General features: G+C 62.0%; 23 protein-coding genes and 1 tRNA gene. 12 read left to right on the forward strand and 12 right to left on the reverse strand.

The features are described from left to right. Positions 1-15: 15 nt before the first annotated feature. From ACSQ17_RS01555 to pedF, 3 genes are all read right to left on the reverse strand, one after another. Positions 16-765: a quinoprotein dehydrogenase-associated SoxYZ-like carrier gene (locus ACSQ17_RS01555; protein WP_090254090.1), complete on the reverse strand. Its 750-nt coding sequence runs from the start codon at positions 763-765 to the stop codon at positions 16-18. 38 nt (positions 766-803) lie between these two features. Next, complete coding sequence (locus tag ACSQ17_RS01560; protein WP_436070409.1) at positions 804-1643, reverse strand: substrate-binding periplasmic protein; 840 nt, start codon at positions 1641-1643, stop codon at positions 804-806. Positions 1644-1705: 62 nt separating this feature from the next. Then, entirely contained in the window at positions 1706-2125 is a 420-nt protein-coding gene (gene pedF, locus ACSQ17_RS01565) for a cytochrome c-550 PedF (protein WP_436067303.1), read from the reverse strand. Positions 2126-2434: 309 nt separating this feature from the next. On the opposite strand from pedF, the gene exaA reads away from it, so the two are divergent. Both exaA and ACSQ17_RS01575 read left to right on the forward strand, forming a co-directional pair. Then, on the forward strand, positions 2435-4306 hold the full coding sequence (exaA, locus tag ACSQ17_RS01570) for a quinoprotein ethanol dehydrogenase (protein WP_436067304.1): 1872 nt from the start codon (positions 2435-2437) through the stop codon (positions 4304-4306). A gap of 116 nt (positions 4307-4422) precedes the next feature. After that, positions 4423-5070 carry a pentapeptide repeat-containing protein gene (locus ACSQ17_RS01575; RefSeq protein ID WP_436067305.1) on the forward strand — a complete coding sequence of 216 codons (648 nt, stop codon included), beginning with the start codon at positions 4423-4425 and terminating at the stop codon, positions 5068-5070. 370 nt (positions 5071-5440) lie between these two features. Here the strand turns inward: ACSQ17_RS01575 and ACSQ17_RS01580 are convergent, their stop codons facing one another. The 3 genes from ACSQ17_RS01580 to ACSQ17_RS01590 are packed head-to-tail and all read right to left on the reverse strand — an operon-like array spanning position 5441 to position 7783. Then, positions 5441-6091: a response regulator transcription factor gene (locus tag ACSQ17_RS01580; RefSeq protein WP_436067306.1), complete on the reverse strand. Its 651-nt coding sequence runs from the start codon at positions 6089-6091 to the stop codon at positions 5441-5443. Further along, entirely contained in the window at positions 6088-7344 is a 1257-nt protein-coding gene (locus tag ACSQ17_RS01585) for a HAMP domain-containing sensor histidine kinase (protein WP_090252801.1), read from the reverse strand. Before ACSQ17_RS01585 ends, ACSQ17_RS01580 begins: the two co-directional genes overlap by 4 nt. A gap of 1 nt (position 7345) precedes the next feature. Next, positions 7346-7783 (reverse strand): copper-binding protein, encoded by a 438-nt coding sequence (locus tag ACSQ17_RS01590; RefSeq protein WP_090252799.1) that lies wholly within the window; start codon positions 7781-7783, stop codon positions 7346-7348. 156 nt (positions 7784-7939) lie between these two features. Here ACSQ17_RS01590 and ACSQ17_RS01595 point away from each other — a divergent pair, with 156 nt between their 5' ends. The 7 genes from ACSQ17_RS01595 (at position 7940) to ACSQ17_RS01625 (ending at position 13816) form a co-directional block, all read left to right on the forward strand. After that, positions 7940-9133, forward strand: a complete 1194-nt coding sequence (locus ACSQ17_RS01595) for an ABC transporter substrate-binding protein (protein WP_436067307.1) — start codon at positions 7940-7942, stop codon at positions 9131-9133. 99 nt (positions 9134-9232) lie between these two features. Then, a complete protein-coding gene (locus tag ACSQ17_RS01600; protein WP_436067308.1) occupies positions 9233-10198 on the forward strand; it encodes a YVTN family beta-propeller repeat protein in 966 nt (321 codons plus the stop codon). Then, positions 10195-10917 (forward strand): ABC transporter ATP-binding protein, encoded by a 723-nt coding sequence (locus ACSQ17_RS01605; protein WP_436067309.1) that lies wholly within the window; start codon positions 10195-10197, stop codon positions 10915-10917. Before ACSQ17_RS01600 ends, ACSQ17_RS01605 begins: the two co-directional genes overlap by 4 nt. Before the next feature lie 73 nt (positions 10918-10990). Next, positions 10991-11782, forward strand: a complete 792-nt coding sequence (locus ACSQ17_RS01610) for an ABC transporter permease (protein WP_436067310.1) — start codon at positions 10991-10993, stop codon at positions 11780-11782. Between the two features lie 120 nt (positions 11783-11902). Further along, on the forward strand, positions 11903-12448 hold the full coding sequence (locus tag ACSQ17_RS01615; RefSeq protein WP_436067311.1) for a PQQ-dependent catabolism-associated CXXCW motif protein: 546 nt from the start codon (positions 11903-11905) through the stop codon (positions 12446-12448). A gap of 55 nt (positions 12449-12503) precedes the next feature. After that, positions 12504-13169, forward strand: coding sequence for a response regulator (locus tag ACSQ17_RS01620; RefSeq protein WP_090252782.1), 666 nt, complete (start codon positions 12504-12506; stop codon positions 13167-13169). Positions 13170-13261: 92 nt separating this feature from the next. Further along, a complete protein-coding gene (locus tag ACSQ17_RS01625) occupies positions 13262-13816 on the forward strand; it encodes a cysteine hydrolase family protein (protein WP_090252780.1) in 555 nt (184 codons plus the stop codon). A 69-nt stretch (positions 13817-13885) separates the two neighbouring features. Here ACSQ17_RS01625 and nahK read toward each other — a convergent pair whose 3' ends face one another. The 5 genes from nahK to pqqF form a co-directional block, all read right to left on the reverse strand. Further along, complete coding sequence (gene nahK / locus ACSQ17_RS01630; protein ID WP_436067312.1) at positions 13886-16528, reverse strand: hybrid sensor histidine kinase/response regulator NahK/ErcS'; 2643 nt, start codon at positions 16526-16528, stop codon at positions 13886-13888. Continuing rightward, positions 16467-17621: a nitric oxide-sensing protein NosP gene (gene nosP, locus ACSQ17_RS01635; protein ID WP_167144905.1), complete on the reverse strand. Its 1155-nt coding sequence runs from the start codon at positions 17619-17621 to the stop codon at positions 16467-16469. Before nosP ends, nahK begins: the two co-directional genes overlap by 62 nt. A 94-nt stretch (positions 17622-17715) precedes the next feature. Continuing rightward, entirely contained in the window at positions 17716-18108 is a 393-nt protein-coding gene (locus tag ACSQ17_RS01640) for a hypothetical protein (protein ID WP_233684619.1), read from the reverse strand. 162 nt (positions 18109-18270) lie between these two features. Further along, positions 18271-19455 carry a porin gene (locus ACSQ17_RS01645; protein WP_436067313.1) on the reverse strand — a complete coding sequence of 395 codons (1185 nt, stop codon included), beginning with the start codon at positions 19453-19455 and terminating at the stop codon, positions 18271-18273. A 338-nt stretch (positions 19456-19793) separates the two neighbouring features. Then, positions 19794-22265 carry a pyrroloquinoline quinone biosynthesis protein PqqF gene (gene pqqF, locus ACSQ17_RS01650; RefSeq protein WP_436067314.1) on the reverse strand — a complete coding sequence of 824 codons (2472 nt, stop codon included), beginning with the start codon at positions 22263-22265 and terminating at the stop codon, positions 19794-19796. A 225-nt stretch (positions 22266-22490) separates the two neighbouring features. Here pqqF and ACSQ17_RS01655 point away from each other — a divergent pair, with 225 nt between their 5' ends. The 3 genes from ACSQ17_RS01655 to ACSQ17_RS01665 all read left to right on the forward strand — a co-directional run bounded on the left by ACSQ17_RS01655 (position 22491) and on the right by ACSQ17_RS01665 (position 23907). Next, positions 22491-23084, forward strand: a complete 594-nt coding sequence (locus tag ACSQ17_RS01655) for a hypothetical protein (protein WP_436067315.1) — start codon at positions 22491-22493, stop codon at positions 23082-23084. Beyond that, the gene (locus ACSQ17_RS01660) at positions 23065-23688 is read left to right on the forward strand and encodes an HD domain-containing protein (protein ID WP_436067316.1); all 624 of its coding nucleotides are present in this window, start codon (positions 23065-23067) and stop codon (positions 23686-23688) included. Before ACSQ17_RS01655 ends, ACSQ17_RS01660 begins: the two co-directional genes overlap by 20 nt. A 129-nt stretch (positions 23689-23817) precedes the next feature. Next, positions 23818-23907 (forward strand) — tRNA-Ser (locus ACSQ17_RS01665). A gap of 155 nt (positions 23908-24062) precedes the next feature. On the opposite strand, the gene ACSQ17_RS01670 is transcribed toward ACSQ17_RS01665, so the two are convergent. After that, complete coding sequence (locus ACSQ17_RS01670) at positions 24063-24932, reverse strand: phosphoribosylaminoimidazolesuccinocarboxamide synthase (RefSeq protein WP_436067317.1); 870 nt, start codon at positions 24930-24932, stop codon at positions 24063-24065. Positions 24933-24995: the final 63 nt, after the last annotated feature.

Here is a 24995-nt window from a genome sequence, read left to right on the forward strand (position 1 = left end):
AGGTCCTTGTGGCTTTCAGAGTTCGGCTTTGAATTCATTGCCGTTGTTGTCACGCAACCATAGCTCGGTCTCGACGTTGCCCTTTACATCGAGGCTGATGGTCGGGTTTTCGCTGACGGCGGGAAACAGTTCGAGGCTGGCCAGGGTGTTGCCGCTGCGATCACGCAACTGCGCCTGGTTGAGAAAAAATTCCGGAATACCGCCGACCAGGCCGTTGTCCATCGGGTGGGCCACCTGCACGCGAAGGCGGTTGGCATCAGCCAGGACAAAGCGCTTGCCGAGCACTTCACCCAGATGCTCCTCCCAACCGGCCTGGGCGCGCACCACACTGGGGGCTGTGCAGCCGCCACCGGCAGCATCGATTTGCGTCGAACCGACATGCCAGAGCCCGTCACGGGTCAGTACCGCCACCCGCAGCGGCGTGGCCTGCTCGACCCGAATGCGGATGGCCAGCCGTGGCAGCACCTGCTCACCCGGCTGGAAATCGAAGATCTGTGGAATCGGATTGAGTTCGGCCCAGGCCAGCATGCGCACCACCTGACCGTCGAAGGCACTGGCGTCGATCTGAATCGGCACCTGCCGCGCGTCCTCGGCAAACGGCGGCGCGCTGAGCTTGACCCGCTCATCGAAAACAAAGGCTTCGCCGCCCAGCAGACGCTCGTGGTAGTAGTCCCACATCACCGATGTGACCGGGTCGCGCTGGCTGCCCCAGCTGTCCCAGGGCACGGCAAACAGCGCCAGCAGTAGAAATGAACGCCAATCCAGTTCCATCCCACACCTCCCGGTGCCGTTGACCTGCAGCCCTACTCAACCTCCTGGTACAACCCCGGCAACTCATAACGCAGACCGTAGTGGCCATAGATACGCTTGAGCTCCCCGGCGAGAATCAGCTCTTCGAGCTTTTCTTCCAGGGCATAGGCCAATTGCCGATTGCTTTCATGCACCGCCATGCCGATGTCCCAGACCTGCTTGCCCATGTCCGGGTAAGCGTTCTCGGCCAGCGCCAGTTGCTCGTCAGCCGCCAGTTTGAGCTGCCAGTCGACCTCGCCGCGCAGCGCCATCACCGCATCCACTTCACCGGCTTTCATCGCCGCGAACGCTTGCTGAACATTGCTGTAGTGATGGGTCTGCTGGCTGAGCATGCCGTCTTTCACCGATGACAGATAAAAGGACGGCACGCTTTCCACCTCGACACCAATGGGGTGGCGCTGAAACACCGCCACACTGGGCACCGCGTCCAGCCGGCGGCGGTCGAATGCCACCTGCCAGCGCTCACGCTGATACGGGCCGAACATCACCACCAGTTCGTTGACCAGCTCGCCGAACTCGTTGCTCTTGTAGGAAAACTCGCGGTCATAAGGCACGCGCAGCATCACATCCGCCAGCTCATGCGGGCGCAGGTAATGCCCGCGCCAGATGTAATCACGCAGGTCATCGTCGAGCTTCTCGCCCGGCGGTGCCCAGATCACCTCAAGCCTGAGTCCCAGACCTGCGGCCAAAGCCTCGGCGACCTCATAGTCGACGCCACGGGATTTCCCGTCCTGCTGAAAGCTGTAAGGCGCGAAATCCTGATACAGCGCCACCTTGAGCACACCGGACTCGACAATCGAGTCATAGCTGCGCACCTGCGCCTGCAGCGGCATACAGACCGCCAGCAGTACAGAACACCACAGCCCCAGCCACGCCAGTCGCCGAGCCATGCCGATTACTCCTCGATGGCCACGCTCTCCAGGTAACTGCGCACGGCCCACAGCGCTTCCTGGCTGAGGTAGTCGGCCATTTTCGGCATATACACACGACCATCACGCACGGCGCCGTTGATCACCCGCTCCTTGAACCACTCATCGCCGCTGATGCCGGCTTCGAGCAGGCGCAGGTCCGGGGCGATACCGCCGGACTTGGCTTCCAGGCCATGGCACGCCGCACAGTTCTGGTTGTAGGCCGAAGAGCCAATCTCGATGGCGCGCGGGTTGCCCCGGTAGGGGTTCTCATCACGCCATTCTTCACCCAGCGGCTCCAGACCTTCGGTCTTTACCGCCTGCGGCACCACATCACCATGCGCCCAGAGGTTGGCCGAGAAGGCCAACAGCAGCAGAGCAAAACCGGTGTTCTTTTTAATTGTCATGTTCAAGGCCTCATCGAATGCACGCACACAGCTCGTACGGAGCTTGCTTGCGAGCATCTTAGAAACAGCGCCGCGCCCGCCGAATGCTGCTTTGGTGGCCCGCGACTAGTCCCTTGGTAGTAGAGCTTGCGACCCCATGACAGGTGGCTTTGGCAGCAAGGCTAAGTCATGTCCGGTTTGGGCATTCTTCCCGGCGCAGGCGGGAGTTTTTCCGTTTCGGCGCAACCCCCGTGGTTCCACTATCGGCTCGCCAGGTCGCCAACAGCACAGGACCTGCAACCTTCACCACCACGATGGGAAACCACAACCATGACAACAAGATCGTTACCCAGCATGCCGCGCCCCGTGGCACTTGCCGTCCACAGCCTGCTGCTGGCCGGTGGCCTGGCCTTGAGTGGCAGCGCCCTGGCCAAGAATGTCACCTGGGACGACATCGCCAACGACCACACCACCACCAACAACGTGCTGCAGTACGGCATGGGCACCAACGCCCAACGCTGGAGCCCGCTGGCCCAGGTCAACGACCAGAACGTGTTCAAACTGACGCCAGCTTGGTCCTTCTCCTTCGGTGACGAAAAGCAGCGCGGCCAGGAATCCCAGGCCATCGTCCATGACGGCGTGATCTACGTCACCGGCTCCTACTCGCGGGTATTCGCCCTCGACGCAAAAACCGGCAAACGCCTGTGGACCTACAACCATCGCCTGCCGGACAACATTCGTCCGTGCTGCGACGTGGTCAACCGCGGCGCGGCCATCTATGGCGACAAGATCTACTTCGGCACCCTCGACGCCCGCGTCGTGGCGCTGAACAAAGACACCGGCAAGGTGGTGTGGAACAAGAAGTTCGGTGACCACGCCGTCGGCTACACCATGACTGGCGCACCAACCCTGGTGAAAGACCAGAAGAGCGGCAAGACCCTGCTGATCCACGGCAGCTCCGGTGACGAATTCGGCGTAGTCGGCAAGCTGTTTGCCCGCGACCCGGACACCGGTGAAGAAGTCTGGATGCGTCCGTTCGTCGAAGGCCACATGGGCCGCCTGAACGGCAAAGACAGCACCCCGACTGGCGACGTGAAAGCACCGAGCTGGCCGGATGATCCCAACCACCCAACCGGCAAAAAGGCCGCTTGGAGCCAAGGCGGTGGTGCACCGTGGCAGAGCGCCAGCTTCGACGCGGAAACCAACACCATCATCATCGGCGCTGGCAACCCGGCTCCATGGAACGGTTGGGCACGCACCTCCGACGGTGGTGATCCGAAGGATTACGACAGCCTCTACACCTCCGGCCAGGTTGGCGTAGACCCGACTACCGGTGAAGTGAAGTGGTTCTACCAGCACACCCCGAACGATGCCTGGGACTTCTCCGGCAACAACGAACTGGTGCTGTTCGACTACAAGGACAAGGCCGGTAAAACCGTCAAAGCCACCGCCCACGCCGACCGCAACGGTTTCTTCTATGTGGTCGACCGTGCCAACGGCAAGCTGCAGAACGCCTTCCCCTTCGTCGACAAGATCACCTGGGCCAGCCACATCGACCTGAAAACCGGTCGCCCGGTTGAAAACGAAGGCCAGCGCCCACCAAAACCGGAGCCAGGTGAAGCCAAAGGCAAATCGGTAGAAGTGTCGCCGCCATTTCTCGGCGGCAAAAACTGGAACCCGATGGCCTATAGCCAGGACACCGGCCTGTTCTACGTTCCGGCCAACCACTGGAAAGAGGACTACTGGGCCGAGGAAGCCAACTACAAGGCTGGCTCCGCTTACCTGGGCATGGGTTTCCGCATCAAGCGTCTGTATGAAGACCACGTCGGTATCCTGCGTGCGATGAACCCGACCACCGGCAAGGTCGTTTGGGAGCACAAGGAAAAACTGCCACTGTGGGCCGGCGTACTGGCGACCAAGGGCAACCTGGTGTTCACCGGCACCGGCGACGGCTACTTCAAGGCCTTCGACGCGAAGAACGGCAAGGAGCTGTGGAAGTTCCAGACCGGCACCGGAATCATCTCCCCGCCCATCACCTGGGAACAGGATGGCGAGCAGTACATCGGCGTAACCACCGGTTACGGCGGCGCAGTACCGCTGTGGGGTGGCGACATGGCCGAGCTGACCAAGCCGGTCGCGCAAGGCGGCTCGTTCTGGGTATTCAAGCTGCCAAGCTGGGATAACAAGACCGCACAACGCTGATCGCAACTCGCATGGCGCACCCTAGGGTGCGCCATGCGCATCCACTTTCGCGCTTCCAAGCAACCACCTGCGTTGCTCCCGTGGTGCGCACGGCGCACCCCACCCGAGGACTCGCCATGAATTACCTGCCTCTGCTTCTGCCTGTCGTACTGCTGACTCTGGGTACCGAACTGGTCAACGCCGATGAGGTGCTCACCGTCAACGGCTGCCGCATCGAAGCCGACAGCCAATGCCCCAACGCCAACCTGCAAGGTGCCAACCTGAGCAACCAGGACATGCGCCGCATGAACCTGGAAGGTGCCGACCTGCGTGGTGCCGATTTACGCCATAGCCGCCTGGACCTGGCCAATCTGGAAAAAGCCAACCTGCAAGGTGCCAACCTGACCCGTGCCAGCCTGCAACAAAGCCAGTTGCGCCTGGCCGACTTCAGCAACAGCACCCTGGTGGCCATCAACGGCTGGGCCATGTATGCACAGGCGGCAAAGTTCAATCAAGCCGATATGCGCGCCGCCAACCTGGAATTCGCTCGCCTGTCTGCAGCCAAGCTGCACAATGCCAACCTGCAAGCGGCCAATCTGGAAATGACCTGGCTAAGCAAGGCCGACCTCAAGGGCGCCGATCTCCAGGATGCCAACCTGCAAGAGGTCAAACTCTCCGGCTCCAACCTCGCCAACGCCGACCTAAGCGGCACGCGCACCCACTATGGCAACTTCCAGGGTGCCAATATGGAAGGCTGCACCGCCTGCCCCGATGGCTGGGAATAACCCCACGCTACCCCCCTACAACCCCCCTTCCTCTGTAGGAGCGGGCCATGCCCGCGAACCTCTACACAGCACAAAGCCGTAGCCCGGCTGCACTCCGAGGAGTTCAGCCGGGCTACCTATTATTTCATCTAGAAAAACTGCTCAGAACCTGTTCACGATCTCGCGAGCTAGAGCGATACAAGGCGCTACGTTAGTAACAGCCTCCGGCTGGTCAAAACAAGCGAGAAACGCAGCGCAGCGGAGTAACAGACAACGGCTGGCCCGCAGGGTGAGCGCAGCGAATCACGCGGAGTTTACGAGTTGTAAATGAGCAGGCCGAGCTTGTTTTTAACGCAGTAGCGCCGACGCGCAGCAGATCGTGAACAGGTTCTCAGGCGCTTTCCAGGCCCAGGCGGATGACCCCGGTATCGATGGCCAGATGCACCAGCTCGGCCTGAGAGCTGACCTGCAGTTTGCTCTTGAGCAAGGTCAGGTAGTTGGACACGGTCTTGCCGCTGATGCACAGCCGCTCGGCAATCTGCCGGCTGGGCATGCCTTTGGCCAGCATCACGAATATCTCGAACTCGCGCTGAGTCATGCCGCGCAGGCGCGGGTCACTGCTGCCCTCCCCCTGAGGATTACAGGCCAGGTGCGTGGCCAGGCTCTGCTCGATATAGGCATGCCCGGCCAGGGTGCGTTTAACCGCTTCAACCAGCACCTCAGGTGAGGAGGTCTTGGTCAGGTAGCCCAGCGCACCGGCTTCCAGGGCCTGGCGCACCAAAGGCAGTTCATCGTGCATGCTGAAGAACAGCACCCGCAGTTGCGGCAGGCGCTGCCGCAGCCGCCGAGTGGTTTCCAGCCCGCTGATCCCCGGCAGGCCAATATCCATGATGACCAGGTTGGGGATTTCCTCCTGAACCATCTGCAGGGCCTGTTCGCCATCGCAGGCCTCGCGCACCTGCACCTCTGGCAACAAGGCCCGCAGCAGGCTGGCATAGCCCTGACGGACCACCGCATGATCATCGACCAGCAGAATCTTCATAGCTCAGGCTCCGGCACTATCAGGGTCAGGCACAGTGCCCACCCCGCTTGAGGACGGCTGTGTACGCGCAGTACGGCACCCAGGCTGCGCGCCCGCTCGTGGATCGAGCGCAGGCCGATGCCGGGACGCTGCGGCAGTTGCGCACCACAACCATTGTCACGAATAAACAGACGCAAACGCTGCCCCTGATAATGCAGGCGCACGCGCACTTCGCTGGCCTGGGCGTGCCTGGCGACGTTGGTCAGGGCCTCCTGCACCAGCCGGTACAGATGCGCCTTGGTCGGCAGTGGCAAACTTGGCAGCCGGCGGCTGAGCGAAACCTGGCACTGCACGCGCTGTGCGGCCTGCCAGTTATCAGCGAGCAGTTGCAGCGCCTCGTCCAGTTCAAGGCGCTCCAGTACCACCGGGTAGAGATCACGGATCAAGGCGCGAAAACCGTCCTGCAAGCGCTGGCAGTGGTTGTCCAGATGCTGGGCGGTCAGGCGCACCTGCTCGGGCTGAGCGGCCACCGCTTGCAGCAGGCAGGCCTGGGCACGGATACCGCTGAGGTACTGGCCGAGGTCGTCATGCAGGGTCTGCCCAAGACGGGTGCGCTCGCGCTCTTGCAACGCCATCAGCGCTTGAGTCAGTTCGGTATTGTCGGCCTGCACCTGTTGCAGGGTGGTGGCCATGGCATTGAAATGCCCGGCCAGTTGCCGTGCCTCTGGCAGGCTGTGCGCCGGCAGACGCGCATCGAACTGGCCCTGAGTCACCTGTTGCAGACCGCATAGCAACTCATCCAGCACGCGCAGGCCACGGTGCACGGCCCAGCGAATCGCCACCAGGCTGATCAACAGCGCCAGCAGGCAGAGCAACAGCAGTTGCAGAAGCGAATCCCAGACTTCATCGATTTCATCCGCCGGATCGACGGCAATCTGCAACTGTCGGCCATCGGCCAGTTGCACCACACGCGGGCGGTGTTGCTGCGGGAACAGACGCTGCCCCAGCCATTGTTCAAGCGACAACTGTGGCACGGCGGCAGGTGCTGGTAGCCACTGCACCCGCACATGCCGCAGGTTGCCGGTCAGCCCGCTGTGCAGGCTGGCCGGGTCACGCTGAGCCGCTTCGTACAGGTACTCGACCACCGCCTCGGCAGCCTGCACCTCACGCTGTACATCCTCGCGGGCCTGGCGCAGCAGCAACGCCAGGCCCAGCACCGTGACCAGTGCAAAAAACAGCGTCACCAGCAGGTAGATGCGCCATAGAACGGACACGTTACTTGACCACGAAGTGACCGAGCATGCCCTTGCCTTCCAGGCCCTTGGCATAGAAACGGAACGTGCCGGGCTTGATCGGCACGAAGAAGATCTCCGCCTCACCGGCTTCCTCAAACTCCAGTTCGGTAAGGGTGATGGCCTTGATCTCGACACCACCGGCTTCGACCTTGCGCAGGTAGATCGAGGTGGCGAACTCGGGGGCCTGGAAGGCGTACTCCTTCAGCCCGCTGGCGATGATCTTCAGCTGATAGGCCTTGCCAGTTTCCAGCTGGTATTCGCTCTGCGACAGGCTGTAGTCGCTGGCCTCACTGCCCAGCAGCAGATCCGGCAATTTCTCGGTGCGACGGGTCAGGTCGCCGGCCGCATAAATGTTGTCAAAACCGATCAGGCTGCTCAGCAGAATCAGCGCCAGGGCGAGTGTTTTGAGCGTGCTCATGGAGGGTACCTGTTCTTGTTTTATGGGATGGGATCATCCTAAAACGCTGACGCACCCGCCGACTTACTACCTTGGTACTGGCGTACTGGTACTTTGGGCATATTTCCCGAATACCGGGCTGTTCCTATGCTGGCAACACCTATCCAGGAGTTGCCCATGCGTCGGATCAGCCACCCCCTCATGCTCTGCGCCGCCGCCCTGCTCGGCATGAGCGAACCCGTCCTGGCCAACCCGCCGGCCACCGAGTTGCAGGTGCGTATCGCTTACCTGGGTTACACCCCGGCAACCGGCCCGGTGCTGTCCAACGTCATCCCCGAGCCGGCCGATACCGGCCTGCGCGGGGCCGAGCTGGCGATTGTCGACAGCAACAGCACTGGGCGTTTTCTCAAGCACAGTTACCAGCTCGACGTAGCCGAACGCGGCGACAACGACAGCCTGCTGGCTGCAGCCCGTGAACTGCACGCACAGGGCCTGCGCCTGTTCGTGGTCAATGCGCCGGCAGCAACCCTGCGCCAACTCAGCCAGGCGCTGCCCGACAGCCTGCTGCTCAATGCCGGCAGCGCCGACGACAGCCTGCGCCACAGCCAGTGCCTGAACAATGTGCTGCACACCCTGCCCAGCCGCGCCATGCTCGCCGATGCCTTGGCGCAGTTTCTCGCCGTGCGCAAATGGACGCGCTGGCTGCTGGTGACCGGCAGCACCGAGGACGATATCGCCTACGCCGCCGCACTCAAGCGCGCGGCCAAACGCTTCGGCCATCGCATCGTCGCGGAAAAGGCCTGGAGCTTCGACAACGACCAGCGCCGCAGCGCCCAGGCGGAAATGCCGCTGTTCACCCAGACGGCGGAATACGATGTGGTGCTGGTGGCCGACGAGCGTGGCGACTTCGGCGAGTACCTGCCCTACAACACCTGGTACCCGCGCCCGGTGGCCGGCACCCAGGGCCTGACCCCGACTGCCTGGCACAAGACAGTGGAAACCTTCGGTGCCGCGCAGTTGCAGAAACGCTTCGAGGCCCACGCCCAGCGCTGGATGAACGACCGCGATTTCGCCGCCTGGATGGCCGTGCGCAGCATTGCCGCCGCGGTGACCAAACTGCGCCAGAACGACGCCCAGGCAATCCGCACCCTGGCCTTGAGCGAGCAGCTGCCGCTCGATGGTTTCAAGGGTCGCAAGCTGAGCTTCCGCCCGTGGAACGGCGAACTGCGCCAACCAATCCCGTTGGTACAGCCGCGCGCGCTGGTCAGCACCTCGCCACAGGATGGTTTTCTGCACCCCAACAACGAAATGGACAGCCTCGGCTATGACCGGCCGGAAGTGAGCTGCGATCTGGCAGGCAACAGTAATTGATGGTGCGCGCGGCGCACCCTACCGCGCGTAGAACCGTAGGGTGCGCCGCGCGCACCACCCACACAACTTGCAGCCCAAAACAACAAGAGGATCAACCCCATGCGCCTGACTCACCTTGCCTGCGCCATTGCCCTTGGCCTGGCCAGCCACACCGCCCTGGCGGCCACCGCCTATGTGTCCAACGAGAAAGACGACAGCATCAGCGTGATCGACCTGGACAGCCTTGAGGTCACCGCCATCCTTGAGGTGGGCATGCGCCCGCGCGGCCTGCTGCTGTCTTCCGACAACAAGCTGCTGTACATCTGCGCCAGCGACTCGGACCGGGTACAGGTGATGGACCTGGCCACCCGCACCATCGTCAAGGAGCTGCCTTCTGGAGCCGACCCCGAGCAGTTCGCCCTGCACCCCAACGACCGCTGGCTGTACATCTCCAACGAAGACGATGCGCTGGTGACCGTGGTCGACACCCAGAGCGACGAGGTGCTGGCGCAGATTGATGTCGGCGTCGAGCCGGAAGGCATGGCCGTCAGCCCCGATGGCAAATGGGCGGTCAACACCAGCGAAACCACCAACATGCTGCACTGGATCGACACCAGCACCCAGCAGTTGGTGGACAACACCCTGGTCGATCAACGCCCCCGCCATGTCGAATTCGACAAGACCGGCAAACGCCTGTGGGCTTCAGCCGAGATCGGCGGCACGGTCAGCGTGATCGATGTGGCCAGCCGGCAGATCGAGAAGGTGCTGACCTTCCAGATCAAGGGCGTGCACCCGGACAAAGTCCAGCCGGTCGGGGTCAAGCTGAGCGACGATGGCAAGTACGCCTTTGTCGCCCTCGGCCCGGCCAATCATGTGGCCGTGGTCGATGCCAAAACCTATGAGGTGCTCGATTACCTGCTGGTCGGACGCCGCGTCTGGCATATGGCGTTCACTCCAGATCAGAAACGCCTGCTGACCACCAACGGGGTCAGCGGTGATGTGTCGGTGATTGATGTCGACAGCCTCAAGGTGACCAAGTCGATCAAGGTCGGTCGCTACCCTTGGGGCGTGGTTGTCACGCCATGAGTGCACTCCAGGTACAGGGCGTGAGCTTCGCCTACGGCCCACGCCAGGCGTTGCAGGAGGTCAGCTTCAATGTCGCGGCGGGCAGCTTCAGCGCACTGCTAGGGCCTAACGGTGCGGGCAAGTCGACGCTGATCGCCCTGCTCACCCGGCTCTACGACCTGCAACACGGCGACATCCACATCTTCGGCCACAGCCTGCGCCGCGAGCCGCGTCAGGCCCTACGCCAGCTGGGTGTGGTGTTCCAGCAGAGCACCCTGGACCTGGACCTGTCGGTGCAGCAGAACCTCGCCTACCACGCGGCGCTGCATGGTCTGAGCAAACGCGAAGCCGGGGCGCGCATCGACGAGGAACTGGCCCGCCAACAGCTCGGCGAACGCCGCCACGAGAAGATCCGCGCGCTGAATGGCGGCCACCGCCGCCGCGTCGAGATTGCCCGTGCCCTGCTGCACCGGCCACGCCTGCTGCTGCTCGATGAAGCCAGCGCCGGCCTCGACCCGGCCAGCCGCCTGGCGCTGAACCAGCATGTGCGCACGCTGTGCAGTGAGCAGCAACTGGCGGTGCTGTGGACCACCCACCTGCTCGATGAGATCGACAGCCAGGACGACCTGCTGATTCTCAACCGCAGCCGTCTGGTCGCCCAGGGCCCAGCCGGCGAATTGGGTGATGATCTGGCCGCCAGCTTCGCCCGCCTCACTGCACCAGCGCCGTGCCAGGCGTAGGGTGCGCCGTGCGCACCGTCATTAATTCATGCAAGAACCTGGTGCGCACGGCGCACCCGATGGAGGTTGGTCGATGAACGCCTACTGGTATTGCCTGCAAGGCATCGTGCAACGCGAATGGCTGCGTTTCGTACTGCAGCGCAGCCGCTTCTTCAGCGCTCTGGTGCGGCCATTACTGTGGCTGCTGGTGTTCGCCGCCGGTTTTCGCGCGGCGCTGGGCATCGCCATCATCGAGCCGTACGACACTTACATCACCTACGAAACCTATATCGTGCCGGGGCTGGCCTGCATGATTCTGCTGTTCAACGGCATGCAGGGCTCGCTATCGATGGTCTACGACCGCGAGATGGGCAGCATGCGTGTGCTGCTGACCAGCCCGCTGCCACGGGCCTTTCTGCTCGCCGGCAAACTGCTGGCCATCGCCCTGATCTCGCTGCTGCAGGTGTACGCCTTTCTCGCCATTGCCTGGTTCTACGGCGTGCAACCGCCGGTCTGGGGCCTGCTCAGCGCCCTGCCCGCCCTGCTGCTGGTGGCCCTGTTGCTCAGCGCCCTCGGCTTGCTGCTGTCCAATGGCATTCGCCAGTTGGAGAACTTCGCCGGGGTGATGAACTTCGTCATCTTCCCGCTGTTTTTCCTCTCATCAGCGCTCTACCCACTGTGGAAGATGCGCGAGGCCAGCGAGTGGCTGTACTGGCTGTGCGCCCTCAACCCCTTCACCCATGCCGTGGAGCTGGTGCGCTTTGCCCTCTACCTGCGCTTCAGCCCCTTGGCGCTAGCCGTATGCCTGGGCCTAACCCTGCTGTTCGCAGCGCTCGCGGTGCTGACCTTCAACCCGCAACATGCAGCCCTGCGCAAAGGCAGCTAGGCATATCAGGCACCACGCATATCTACTACTTTGGTACTGGTTTTCATCTCCAACGTAGAATTCCCAAAGCATCGGCATTGCCCTGTAATAGATCCATAAAAAGAATCGAGAACAAAGGCGATGAAACACTGGCCAAAGGCCCTGATATTGCTTGCCAGCCTGCTACCGACCAGCGCCATACTGGCCGATACCCCGTTGTTTTCTGCCGATGGCTATCGCCTCAGCCATTACCGCAGCCCCACACCGCTAACCCACGAACACGCACGCACCCTGGACACCGTTGCCCTGCAGCAGTTGCTGCGTGAACAGCCTGGCACTCGGCTGATCGACGTTTATCGCCAGCAATGGCTGCACGGCCAGTTCATCGAGGATGAAGTGCACGCCAACCTGCCTAACAGCCTGTGGCTGGCCAATACCGGCGACGGTGAGCTGAGTCCGCAGTGGCAGAATTACTTCCAGCGCAGCCTGGCCCAGGCCAGCCAGGGCAATCGCGCCTGGCCGCTGGTGTTCTACTGCCGCTCCGACTGCTGGCTGGGCTGGAATGCGGTAAAACGCGCCCATCATCTGGGTTACACCAAACTGTACTGGTACCGTGACGGCATCGACGCCTGGCAACAGGCCGGCCTGCCCCTGATACCCGCACAACCACTGCCCTTGCTGCGTTAAACCATGCGTTACGGCTGCAACCCCACCATAATCAAAACAACGAGGTGATAAGGCCATGTACAAAATTCTGATTGCCGATGACCACCCGCTGTTTCGCGAAGCCATCCACAACGTCATCAGTGACGGCTTCCCCGGCAGCAACATCATGGAAACTGCCGATCTCGACAGCGCCCTGGTAATGACCCAGGAACATGACGACCTCGACCTGATCCTGCTCGACCTGAACATGCCTGGCATGCACGGCCTGGGCGGGCTGATTAACCTGCGCAACGAGGCGCCGACCATTCCAGTGGTGATCGTCTCGGCCGAGCAGGACAAACAGATCGTCCTGCAGGCGATTACCTACGGCGCGGTCGGTTTTATCACCAAGTCCTCGCCACGGGCGCAGATGACCGATGCCATCCAGCAGATTCTCAACGGCAACGTCTACCTGCCGCCGGACATCATCCGCACGCAGAAGAGCGGCTCGCAGCGCAGCCACGCCGACCACCACAGCTTCCCGCCGGAACTGCTGCAGGCACTGACCCGCAAACAGCTGCTGGTACTCGAACGCATGACCAAGGGCGAGTCCAACAAACAGATCGCCTACAGCCTGGACATCGCCGAAACCACGGTGAAGGCCCACGTCTCGGCCATCCTGCGCAAGCTCAATGTGCACAACCGGGTACAGGCCATTCTCTCGGCCGGGGATATCGACTTCGCCGCTTATCTGCGCCGCTGAACCGCACCCACAGCCATATGCGGCAACGCCCACGGAGGGCGTCGAGTCGCCAGCGACTACTCACCTCACGCTCTCACTACAAGGCTTAGCGCATGTCTAAAACAGCACTGATCATCGTCGACCTGCAGAATGACTATTTCCAAGGTGGCAAATGGCAGCTCGAAGGCAGCGAAGCGGCCGCCGCCAATGCCGCACGCCTGCTCACCGCGTTTCGCGCCAAGGGCTTGCCGGTGGTGCACGTGCGCCATGTATTCGCCAGCAGCGATGCGCCCTTCTTCGCCCCAGGCTCCAAGGGTGCCGAGGTCTACCCACTGGTGCAGGAGCAACCGGGCGAGGCCGTGCTGATCAAGCAGCAGATCAACAGCTTTCGTGATACCGAGCTCAAACAGGTGCTCGACCAGGCCGGAGCCAGTCAGGTGCTTATCTGCGGGGCCATGAGCCACATGTGCATCGACGCCGTAACCCGCGCCGCACATGACTTCGGTTACAGCTGTGCGGTCGCGCATGACGCCTGCGCCACCCTGGCCCTGGAGTTCAACGGGGTGAGCGTGCCGGCCAGCCAGGTACACGCCGCCTATATGGCCGCACTGGCGTTCGCTTATGCCAAGGTGGACACCACCGACGCCCTGCTCGGTGATCTGGCGTAACCATCAGATGCGATATGCACCGGCCCGCTTTACCGGCCGGTGCATCCAGGAACGAAACGGCAACCAACCCTAGCCAGCCGCGCCGCGATCCAGCAAATGACTCATCGCCGTCTTCAGTTTCATCGGTCGCACCGGCTTGTGCATCAGGGTGTGGCCCAGCTCGCGCATCTGTTGTTTGAGTTCGTTGCTGTAGTTGGCGGTGATCATCAACGCGGGCAAGGGTGAGCTGCGCCGGGCATTGATCTGCGCCACGGCATCAACACCGTTGTGGTCGTCATCGAGGTGGTAGTCGGCGATCAGCAGGTCGGCATCGGCATGGAAGTTGTCGACCTGGCGTGCCAGGTCCTCTTCGGACAAGGCCGTCACCACCTGACAGCCCCAGGCTTCCAGCAGCGTGCGCATACCGGCACAGATGGCGGCATCGTTATCCAGCACCCAGATGCGCGAACCGCTAAGCCGCTCCACCAGCGGGTTGGGCGCTTCCTGCACGGCACGGGCACGCGGCGCGAGGCTGGTCAACGGCACTTCGATGGCGAACATCGAACCCTTACCCTGGCGCGAGGTCACGCGAATGCGGTGGCCGAGCATGCGGGCGATCTTCTCGACAATCGCCAGGCCCAGCCCCAGGCCACGGTCCTGCTTGCGGTGGCTGACATCACCGCGTTTGAACTCCTGGAAGATCTCGCCGAGTTTGTCATCGGCGATGCCAATACCGGTGTCCCACACTTCGATCGACAGGCTTTGCCGGCGCCGCCGACAACCCAGCAGGATGCGCCCGCTGGAGGTGTAGCGGATGGCATTGCTGAGCAGGTTGCGCAGAATCCGCGCGAGCAACTGAATATCGCTGCGCACCAGCGCCGAGCTGGGGATGAAGTCCAGGCGCAGACCTTCGCTGCCGGTGATCTGGTGGTATTCGGCGGCCAGGTTTTCCAACAGTTCGCCAACCGCGAACGGAGCGATATCCGGCTTGATCACCCCGGCATCGAGTTTGGAAATATCCACCAGGGTGCCAAGCAGGCTTTCCACATCTTCCAGCGAGTTGCTGACATTGCGCACCAGGGCGGCGCTGTCGGCGAGGTCGCGTTTTTCCAGCAGTGCACTGGTAAACAGCCGCGCCGCATTGAGCGGCTGCAACAGGTCGTGGCTGACGGCAGCAAGAAACTTGGTCTTCGACAGGTTGGCCTGCTCCGCCTCGCCTTTGGCCTCACGCAGGCGGGCTTCCATTTGCGTGCGCTCATCGATCTCGCGGCGCAGCTGGGTGTTCAGATCGGTCAGTTCGGCAGTGCGTTCACGCACCCGCTGTTCCAGGTGCTGGTAGGCCTGATGCAGGGCTTCGGCAGTACGCCGGCGTTCGGTGATGTCGCGGATCAGCACGAAGATGCCGACCACCTCACCGCTGGCCTGACGGTTGGGCACATAGGAACGCAGCATGTAGCGCTCCTGACCATGGTGATTGGTTTCGGCAAATTCAAAGGTCACGCTTTCGCCAGACAGCGCCCGTTCGATAAACGGCTCCAGCCGCCGGCAATGCTCTTCGCTGTGCACCACCCGCAGGCTTTGCCCGAGCATCGCATCACGGGGCCAGCAGTACCATTCCTCGTAAACCTTGTTGGTGAACTGGTAGACCAGATCCGCCGTGAGGTAAGCAATCAGCGCTGGCACATGGTCGGTGATCAGGCGAATCCAGCGCTCGCTTTCGCTCAGTGCCTTGGCATGGCGGTGGCGCTCGGTGATGTCGGTGAAGGTGTTGACGAAGCCGCCGGTGGGCAGCGGATGGGTGCGCACCTCCAGCATGCGCCCATCGAACAGGCACAACTCCAGCTCCGCAATCAGCCGACCGTTGGCATCGCGACTGGCCGGCGTCAGCAGTTCCAGCTCGCTCTCGGCCATTACCTCGGCAAACGGCCGATGGGCACTGATTGGCGCCAGGCCGCAGAGGTCGAGAAAACGGTGGTTCCACAACTCCAGCTGGCCCTCGGCATTGACCATGGCCATGCCTTGGGACAGGTTGTCCATGGCCCGTTGCAATAACCGCGACTTCTGCGCCAGGGCTTGCTCGCGGCGCATGGTTTCGTTGAGTTTGACCTCGGTGATGTCGGTGTAGAGGATCACCAGCCCGCCCTCGCGAGTCGGCCGTTCGCTGACCTGCACCCAGCGGCCGTCCTGCAGGCGGTAGAGCATGTTGTCGTCGCGATTGCCGCGCTGCTCCTCGACCACCAGGCCAGTGCTCTTGCTCAGGCGCTTGATCTCGGTCAGGCGCGTGCCGGGGGTGATCCGCGCCCGGCTGCCGGCCCAGAACGACTTGAAGCGGCTGTTGAACAGCACGATGCGCTGCTCGCGATCAAACAGCACGAAGGCATCGGAAATACTTTCGATGGCATCGATCAGGTGCTGGTGAGCCGTCTCTGCCCGCAGGCGCGCGTCGCTGAGCAACTGGTTGCTGGATTTCAGCTCGGCCATGGCCTGGTTGAGGGCATCGGTGCGCTCACGCACCTGCTCGGCCAGCACAACCGAATGCTGGAACGCGGCGTAGGCATCGTCACCGCGTGAATGCACCGATTCGACCCGCTCGATCAGTGCGCTGTTGATCTGCCGGAGTTTGCCATTCTGCCGCTCCAGTTCCAGGCAACGGGCTTGCAGCTCGGCCACATCAGCCGCGACCGGGACGGCCAATGGCGACTCCGGTAAAGGTCTGGTTGATGTGCATGCCATTGAACTGCTCTCCGTAGGTGTTGAAGCCGATCACGTTCTGGCTGCGCAGAAAGGCCGACACCGGCTCGACCCCGTCGCGCCCTTCGATTTCCAGACGACGCAGAAAGCAGTCGCAGCCTATCGTCAGCAGCAACGGCCCAAGCCGCTCACGCAGGCCGTCGAACACCCCTTGCAGGTCCGGCAGCAATGGTCCGGGCTGCATGGCGGTCAGCACGATGCCGTTCTCCACCGCGCAATAGAAGGTCAGGCTGAGGTCATCATTGACCCGCTGGATGGAGCGCACGTAGTACTGACCACCAATGCGCACGGCCAATGGATGGGCGGCAAACAGGCGATGGTCGAGGGCCTCCAGCGGCACGCCGATCAGCTCGGCATACTCCAGCGCCGCCGGTGCGGCATTGAGTTCATAGACCCGCCGGCTGGTGCTGTCGGCACGGGTTACTACCAGCTTCTCGTCGCGCGGCAGGATGTGATGGGTGCTGAACACCTCGAAATCCAGCCAGGTATTGAACAGCACCACCACAGCGGCCCCTGTGTGGAACTCGCCGTTGTAGTAGACGTGGGTGTGGGTCAGGTGGTTGTCGTCGCCGGCCGAACCGCCGAAGTGCGGAATGCTGCCAAAGGCTGCGCTCAGCGCGCCGAGCACCACTTCCTCGCGGCTGGACAGGCCGTCGAGCAGGGTCAGGGCGAAACTGTGCCCCTTGATGGTGGCCAGTTCATTGTTGCGGCAATCACTCACCAGGCGCTCAACCAGCTGTTGCGCATCGATCAGGCTAAAGCGCTCCATCTCGTCGATCAGCGCGCTGGCAATCGAAAAACTGCGGTGATCAAAGCCGATGGCGCTGACGCAACCACGGTCATAGCCCTGGGCAGTGATCTCCCCCGCACTGGTGCAGCCCACCAGGTTGATCCCGCCGAAGTATTGATCCAGGGCTTCGCCCAGGCTCTGCAGGTCGTATTCCGCCGAGCAGAAGAACAGTACGAAGCCAAGGTGCGGGTGGATCAGCTGACGGGCCAGTTCCTGCGCCACCAGCTCGACATCCGTGGCGTTGGCGGTGGCGGTCACCACACCTTCGGTAAGCGTATGCGGCATCGCGGCCCCCATGAGAAACACGGTTATTACTGGGGTTATTCTACGAAGCCGCCCCACCGCCCCACATGCCACTTGAGTAGCGCAGGACTAGTTCCTAAGTAGCGGGCCAGAACAACAGTGTCAGCACCAGCAGGCCGCTGTAGAAGCCGATCTCCAGGGTTTCACTGAGCGGCTGAATACGCCGTAGAGCCCCGTAGATATGGACGATGATCATCATCACAGCCACGGCGGCGAGCACCTCGAAAGTCGTGTGAATCGCCTCGCCAGTCAATGCGGCGCGCAACATCAACGCTTCGACAATCAGGATAAAAGCCCCCAGGCAGCGCCCGAAATACACCGCCAGGTGGGTGTGGCTGGGCAGCGTCCAGCCCATCAGACGGGCCCAGACCAGCGGGATGCAGAAAATCGGTAATGCAAAGACCAGGGTGGTGGCCAGAGTCAGCCACAGCAGGTATTGCTGGGCATGTGCACTCCATAAACCGAGCATGGTGTCTTCCTTGGTGTCAGGTGGGGTTACAGGCAACGCATCAGCACGAGTGGCAATGCGAGCAGTACGCTGCTGCAGGGCAGCAGAATCAGCAGGGCATCCAGGGGCATGGCAACCTCCAGGTAAAAGCCGGGCAAGGTTTGCCCGGCCTGTGCTGCATGCTTACCAGCTGAGAACGGCACCCACCGCGAAGGTGTTGGTGTCCTCACCCAGACCGCTGCCCTCGGCGGCATCGATCTCGTACTGGTTGTACTCGGCCACCAGCTTGAGGTTGTCGTTGATGGTGCGGAAGTAGGCAATGCCGCGAGTCTCGTAGTCGGCGGCCGTACCCAGGCCGTTGCCGTCATCCTCGGTTTTGCCATAGGACAGCGCCACGCGGTTTTTGCCGAAGGTGTAGGAGCCCTGCAGCAGGTAGCCTTCGCTGTCGATCTCGCGCAGCGTGGCTTCACCGGCGTTGTTGGTGAAGAACGGGTTGATCCCTTCAGCCTGGAAGCCCGACGCAGTGACCGAGAAGCCGGCCATCTTCGCCTGCACGCCGTAACCCAGGCCTTGCGAGGTCACGCTGTCGACGGCCTTATCGGTGTTATCGGAGGTTTGGTAAGCGCCGTTGAGCCAGGAGTAGATGGTCGCGTCGCCCACATCGAACTGGTAGCTGACCTCGGACTCGAAGCGCGGCTCTTCCTGGTAGGACTTGCCCACGGCGCTGTCATCGTTGGTGTCCACTGGGTCCATGATGCCCACGGCCACGCGCAGGCCTTCTGCCAGGTTGTTGTTGCGGTAGGTGATCTGCGACGTCGGGAACGGATACGGGTAGCCGGTGCCGATGTTGCCGAACGATACGCCGTTGCCATCCACCAGGCCCAGGGTGTCACTGACGTTGCCGTAACCGGCCAGCAGTTCGTCCAGGAAGATGTTCGAGCGCGAGAACAGGCCAAAGTCCTTACCCACCAGCACCTCGCCCCACTCCGGGCTGGAAACGGTGCCGTAGAACTGACGCACATCGATAGCGGTATCGGTGCCGTTGGTTTCGCTGTCGTTGATGGTGACCCAGAACGACGAACGCCCGCCGAGTTTCAGGCCATCGATCTGCTTGCCAAAGTTGAAGCCGATCCAGTTGGGCAGAAAGCCCATTTTCACTCGCGACTGGCGACGGTCAAACTGCTCGCCTTCACGGTCGACATCGCTGTTCACATAGAAGGCGTTGATATAGCCATCGGTGGAAAAGGTGGTTTCGTCCTGGTCATACAGGACGATCTCGGCAGCTGCATGTTGTGCTGTCGCCATGGCGACGGCAGCAACCAGGGTCAGGGGCAGAAATCGGGTGCTGGCGATCTTGTTGTTGTTCATAACACTCTCCGCTGGATGGGACGACCGGCAACGGTCAGTCGGGTCGGAGGCGATTATCGAAAAGCCCTGATAGCGGCCATACGCTGCCATGGCCTTGATTGCCTGCTGCTTTGGCGCGTCCTGGAGGCGCTGTCGGAACGGTGTACGACCGCCACTCCCAAAGACCCTGCCCGCAAGGATGCCCACCCAAGGTCGTAGACGGACTAAGCCCTGCCCAGATGAACAATGGCGGCATGGCTGCGGGTGAGAAATGCATGGACGCGAACGAACCCGTCCGCAAACGGGCTGAACCCGAGAGGCGCGCAAACGTAGAGAAGGAACGTGGCGAGAAGCAGCCCTTAGATGTGAGCGGGCGCGGGCTCGTTGCTCAGCACGTACCAGCCCGCAGACGTTTCAAGCAGCGTCTGCTGAGCCTGCTGCACGGCCTCCAGGCTGAGCGACTGCAATGCCTGTTGCACGGCCTCGCCATGTGCATCTGCAAGACCGGCCAGGTGCGCCAGCCAGGCTTGCTCGGCCAGCCCGTCACAGCTGCGCGCCTGCACCTGCCACTGACCACGCAGTGCAGTAATCGACGCAGCCAATGCAGCCTGATCCAGCCCAGCCAGCCAGGCACTGCGCGCCTGCAGAAAAGCCTGAATGTGCTGCAGAATGTCTCCAGCCTTGCACCCCGGTGATTGCACACCGAACAGCAACCCGCGTCGCCCCTGGATCTGCCGGTAACTGCAGAACACCGCATACCCCAGCTGCAACTCACTGCGCAGACGCTGGTAGAACGCGCCCTGGTGCAGATGCGCCAACAGCCGCCAGCAGGCCTCGGTGGCGGGCGACTCATCCACTTGCGGACAGAACAGCAGCAGCGCGCTGTCCCCAGGCGCGGTCCGTGTTCGCCAGTGCAAGCCAGACTGCAACGGGGCAACGAGCGCAGACGGCCAGAGCGCTGAGGTGCTGAACAGGCGCTCAATCCGTAGCTGATCCGGGCGATCCAGCCCTACCCCGAGGGCTTCGATGCGCATCGGGCGATAACGCTGTTGCAGCGTAATAGCCACCTCGCCCGCAAGCGCTTGTGCTTGACCTTGCATCAGCTCGGCAGACGCCACCAACAACTGGCGTATCGGCATGCTCGGCGCCTCAGCGACCGCCAGCGCTGAGCACTGCGCCGGCGGAGGCTGCAACAGCGCCGGCATCAACAGACCAACCGCCGCGGGAATCAACCTGGCACTGCCTTGCACACGCACACTCAGGCTGGCGGCCTCTGCCTCCAGACTCAGGCTGATACCGACGTTATGCAGATGCTGGGTCACGGCCCGCAAAGCGGTGTGCGCCAGGTTGAGCAATACGCTCGCACCCAATGGCTCAGCAAAACAGCAACGCGCCTGCCACACCGCCATGGTCGCCGGCACCCTGTAATCAACCGGCGTCGCTAGCCAGCGCCATGCGGCGGGCACGGCAAGCTTCACCGTCGGCAACTCGGCCGCTGCCAGCAAGGGGTTGCGTGCCGGTAACTGCCAACGGCCACGCAGCACTGGCAGCGGCAGCGCCGGCTCGGCACGCATCTTCAAGGGGAACCCCGCACCAGGCCAGGGTGGCAGCTCGTGCTCATCCGCCAGCAGCACACAACGGCGCTGCGGCTCTTGCAACTGCTGCAACAGCTGGCAAATCGCCCCGCCGTCATCAGACGCGGGAGCTTGCCAGTCACGGGCCAACGCCAGTGGTGTCATGCCACACAGGCGCAACTGGCGAGTCTGCTGATACGCCTCATGCCACGCCAGAGGATCGGCCTGCGCGCTGACGAAGGCCAGCCAATCAAGCAGCAACGCCACCGCCTCATCCGGGGCAACACCACCGCGCATACTCAACAGCAGCAGGGCTTGTCCGGCATGGCAGTACAACACCTGGGCACGCGCCACCTCGCCCAATCCACGCTCGCGCAAGCCGGCATTCAAGCCTGCCGGCGCTTCATCCAATAGCCAGCCGAGCAGCCAGTCCAGGGCGCTGTCCGCATGGGTTTCAGGCAACTCCAGGGCAAACCCCAGGTGCAAAGTGGCGGTTGCATTCGGCAGGTTCAGCCGCAGTCGTTCCGTGCGCAGCGGCAACAGTGGCGCCGGCCGACTGCGCACGACTGCCTGCGCCTGGGGCAGTAGCGCCCCATGGCGTTGCGACAGAGCCTTGAGATGCGCCAGTGACAGCGGCGCAACAATACTCAACTGACAATTGCCCGCGCGATAGAACACCTGATGAAAAGTCCGTAACGCCAGCTGGAACGCGGCATCGGTGACCGGCAACGTGTCGCGATTACCCGCCTGAAACACAGCGCAACGATGCCCTTCGGCCAGGGTTTGCCCCAACGCAGCGCCAAGCAGGGTGTCGACATCCTGGCTACGGGCAATGAATTCGGCATGCACCACGTCTCGCTCGCGCAGTTGCTCGGCCTCATCCAGCAGCGGCCGGGCCAGCATGTCCAACAGCCGCACCAGCGCCTCTTCCAGATAATCGGCCGGCACCTCACAGAAATACTCGGTGTAATTCGCCTGCGTGGTGGCATTCACCTGGCCGCCGCACGCCTGCACAAAGGGCATCAGGCGTTGCTCAGCGGTAAACCCGGCGCTGCCAAGAAACAGCAGGTGCTCCAAAAAATGCGCCAACCCCGGATACGCCAACGGTTCATCATGGCTGCCCGCATTCACCCGTACACACAGCCCTGCCCGGCTTGCCCAGGGCTGACTGAACAGACGCACCGCCAGGCCGCTCTCAAGCGTCAGACGCAGCGGTTGTAGACCGAGATGGATGGGGCAATCAGGCAGTTCGGACATAGCAGGCAACGCCATAGGCGCACAATCAAGCACGCAGCATCGACCGCCTAAAGCAGCGGCACAATTGTTCTTTGGGAGTAATTCTGCCCAACACTGAGCCGGGGATAACGCCGTGCATTGAACGAATCAGCGCCCAGCTAGACAGCTCGGCTGACTGGCAGTAGCTTCTAGGCTCATTTGCAGGTGTTCACTCTGGACGCCTAATCCGCTATCTCCTGGCCCCGTATGCAGACGCGCAAAAACCTTCTAAGCCTCCTGCTGCTAGCCCCGATTGCGGCACTGGCAGCCGAGCCGATCCTCACTGCCAGCACCGAAACGCACAGCCCGGATGAGCGCATACCCGCCGAGGAAATCGTCGAGGCGATGCTGCAAACAGCGCAACCTGAGGATCTCGAAAGCCTGGCCAGCTGCACAACCGAGCAGGGACTGACAACGGCGCAGACCCGTTCACTGTTTAGCAGCGTGGCACTCCCCCGCCTGAGCACAACAGAGCGTATTCACTTCCTGCGCCCGGCGTTACAACCCTACTGCTTCACCTTCTATGGCGCTCACCTGTTCCGCTACTGGCTGATCGCCGAACGCGAGCAGGCCGGCGCAAAGCACTACGCCGTACTCTGGAGTGGCATCGGTGACGCCTTCGAAGTCTTGCCAGCTATCAGTCATGGCCAGTACAGCATCCGTGAAACGAACTGCACGGCTACGGCTTGCCGCACCCGCGAATTGCGCTTCAACGGCCAGACCTACAGCGACGCCCACTGCACCCACACAGCGTTTGATAAGAGCGGTAAGGAAATCACCCGTGACGAACCTTGCTCATGAAGCCCTCGCCCACTCCTGGCAACGCGCCTGGAGTCAGCTCGGCCTGCACGCACCTGACGGCCTGTTTGAACGGCTACTGACTGCGTATAACGAGCCGCATCGCCGCTACCACACGCAGCAACATCTGGCGGAATGCCTCGAACATTTAACCGCCGCCTACAGCTTGGCCAGCGAACCCGGCGAGGTCGAACTCGCCCTGTGGTTCCACGATGCGATCTACGCCCTGCGCGGCCCCGACAATGAACAGCGCAGCGCCGACTGGGCGGTCAAGGAGCTTGCAGCATGCGGCGCCATTGCTGTCACACAGGCGCGCGTTCAGGCCCTGATCATGGCGACCTGCCATAACGCAGTACCCAGCGACCCCGATCAGCAACTGCTGGTGGATATCGACCTGGCCATACTGGGCGCAGCCCCTGCACGCTTCAGCGAATACGACCGGCAAGTGCGTGAGGAATACAGCTGGGTACCCGGCCTGCTCTACCGCATCAAACGCAAGGCCGTACTCAAACACTTTCTAAGCCGTGAGCGCCTCTACAACACAGATCACTTTCAAGAGCACTACGAGGATCAGGCCAGAATCAACCTAAAGACCGCAATTGGATAAATACTGATCGACCTAGCCAAATTTCGCTCCTGCTCACCTGCTTTGATCCCAAGCTTCTGAAAGTATGTGAAAAATTTCAAACCGGGGGTTCGCCAAACGCACTTCAGCTGTTATCATGCGCGCCGCCACGGGAAGATGCCGGAGTGGCCGAACGGGACGGATTCGAAATCCGTTGTATCAGCGATGGTACCTAGGGTTCAAATCCCTATCTTCCCGCCATATAGCAGTATTAAAGCCCCTGACTTTTTAGCGAAGTCAGGGGCTTTTTCGTTTCAGGCCGTTAATAAATGTCGCATGCCTGATTCAAGCGCCACCCACAAAAAAGGGGCACCGCAGTGCCCCTCTATGCCGCTATAGCCAATTCGTCGAAGAGGTTAGACCGTCAAACGCGTCAAAGCCTCGCGGTACTTGTCGGCAGTTTTCTGGGCAACCTCGGCGGGCACTGCTGGGGCTGGCGGCTCTTTGTTCCAGCCGGTGGATTCCAGCCAATCGCGGACGAACTGTTTGTCGAAGCTGGGCGGGTTCTTGCCTTCTGCATAGCTGTCCGCCGGCCAGAAGCGGCTGGAGTCAGGGGTCAGGGCTTCATCCATCAGGGTCAAGGTGCCGTCTTCGTCCAAGCCGAATTCGAACTTGGTGTCGGCGATGATGATGCCGCGGGTGGCGGCGTATTCCACCGCTGCACTGTAGAGGGCGATGGCAGTGTCGCGCACTTTGGCGGCCAGTTCAGCGCCGATGATCGCTTCACACTGTTCGAAACTGATGTTTTCGTCATGGTCGCCCACAGCGGCCTTGGTCGATGGGGTGAAGATTGGTTGCGGCAGTTTGGCCGCTTCCTTGAGTCCGGCTGGCAGTTGAATGCCACAGACGGTGCCGCTCTTCTGGTATTCCTTCCAGCCGGAGCCAACGATGTAGCCACGTACGATGGCTTCCACCGCGACTGGTTTAAGGCGCTTGGCGACAACTGCGCGGCCTTCGACCAGCGGCAGTTCAGCGGCCGGCACGATGTCTTCAACCTTGTCGCCGGTGAAGTGGTTCGGCACCAGGTGCTCCAGCTTGGCAAACCAGAAGTTGGAGATGGCGGTGAGGATCTTGCCCTTGTCCGGGATCGGCTCGTTGAGGATCACGTCGAATGCCGAAAGGCGGTCGGTGGCGACCATCAGCATGCGTTTGTCGTCGATCTCATATAGATCACGGACTTTGCCCGAATAGATTTTCTTCAGGCTCAGGGTGGTGGCTGTGCTCATGTCGGAATTTCCGCCTCTGGTAAACAAAACAGGCGAAACCCGCCGGGTTTCGCCTATTGGTAG

Origin of the sequence: Pseudomonas sp. LjRoot71 (assembly GCF_964253255.1) — a bacterium.
Classification (GTDB): domain Bacteria; phylum Pseudomonadota; class Gammaproteobacteria; order Pseudomonadales; family Pseudomonadaceae; genus Aquipseudomonas.

Coding starts and splice junctions, on each gene's coding strand:
- ACSQ17_RS01600 (WP_436067308.1), top strand. CDS start 9,233: ATGCGCCTGACTCACCTTGCCTGCGCCATTGCCCTTGGCCTGGCCAGC.
- ACSQ17_RS01655 (WP_436067315.1), top strand. CDS start 22,491: ATGCAGACGCGCAAAAACCTTCTAAGCCTCCTGCTGCTAGCCCCGATT.
- ACSQ17_RS01640 (WP_233684619.1), bottom strand. CDS start 18,108: ATGCTCGGTTTATGGAGTGCACATGCCCAGCAATACCTGCTGTGGCTG.
- ACSQ17_RS01605 (WP_436067309.1), top strand. CDS start 10,195: ATGAGTGCACTCCAGGTACAGGGCGTGAGCTTCGCCTACGGCCCACGC.
- nahK (WP_436067312.1), bottom strand. CDS start 16,528: ATGGCATGCACATCAACCAGACCTTTACCGGAGTCGCCATTGGCCGTC.
- ACSQ17_RS01590 (WP_090252799.1), bottom strand. CDS start 7,783: ATGAGCACGCTCAAAACACTCGCCCTGGCGCTGATTCTGCTGAGCAGC.
- ACSQ17_RS01610 (WP_436067310.1), top strand. CDS start 10,991: ATGAACGCCTACTGGTATTGCCTGCAAGGCATCGTGCAACGCGAATGG.
- ACSQ17_RS01560 (WP_436070409.1), bottom strand. CDS start 1,643: ATGCCGCTGCAGGCGCAGGTGCGCAGCTATGACTCGATTGTCGAGTCC.
- pedF (WP_436067303.1), bottom strand. CDS start 2,125: ATGACAATTAAAAAGAACACCGGTTTTGCTCTGCTGCTGTTGGCCTTC.
- ACSQ17_RS01625 (WP_090252780.1), top strand. CDS start 13,262: ATGTCTAAAACAGCACTGATCATCGTCGACCTGCAGAATGACTATTTC.
- ACSQ17_RS01575 (WP_436067305.1), top strand. CDS start 4,423: ATGAATTACCTGCCTCTGCTTCTGCCTGTCGTACTGCTGACTCTGGGT.
- ACSQ17_RS01670 (WP_436067317.1), bottom strand. CDS start 24,932: ATGAGCACAGCCACCACCCTGAGCCTGAAGAAAATCTATTCGGGCAAA.
- exaA (WP_436067304.1), top strand. CDS start 2,435: ATGACAACAAGATCGTTACCCAGCATGCCGCGCCCCGTGGCACTTGCC.
- nosP (WP_167144905.1), bottom strand. CDS start 17,621: ATGCCGCATACGCTTACCGAAGGTGTGGTGACCGCCACCGCCAACGCC.
- ACSQ17_RS01615 (WP_436067311.1), top strand. CDS start 11,903: ATGAAACACTGGCCAAAGGCCCTGATATTGCTTGCCAGCCTGCTACCG.
- ACSQ17_RS01645 (WP_436067313.1), bottom strand. CDS start 19,455: ATGAACAACAACAAGATCGCCAGCACCCGATTTCTGCCCCTGACCCTG.
- ACSQ17_RS01580 (WP_436067306.1), bottom strand. CDS start 6,091: ATGAAGATTCTGCTGGTCGATGATCATGCGGTGGTCCGTCAGGGCTAT.
- ACSQ17_RS01595 (WP_436067307.1), top strand. CDS start 7,940: ATGCGTCGGATCAGCCACCCCCTCATGCTCTGCGCCGCCGCCCTGCTC.
- ACSQ17_RS01620 (WP_090252782.1), top strand. CDS start 12,504: ATGTACAAAATTCTGATTGCCGATGACCACCCGCTGTTTCGCGAAGCC.
- pqqF (WP_436067314.1), bottom strand. CDS start 22,265: ATGTCCGAACTGCCTGATTGCCCCATCCATCTCGGTCTACAACCGCTG.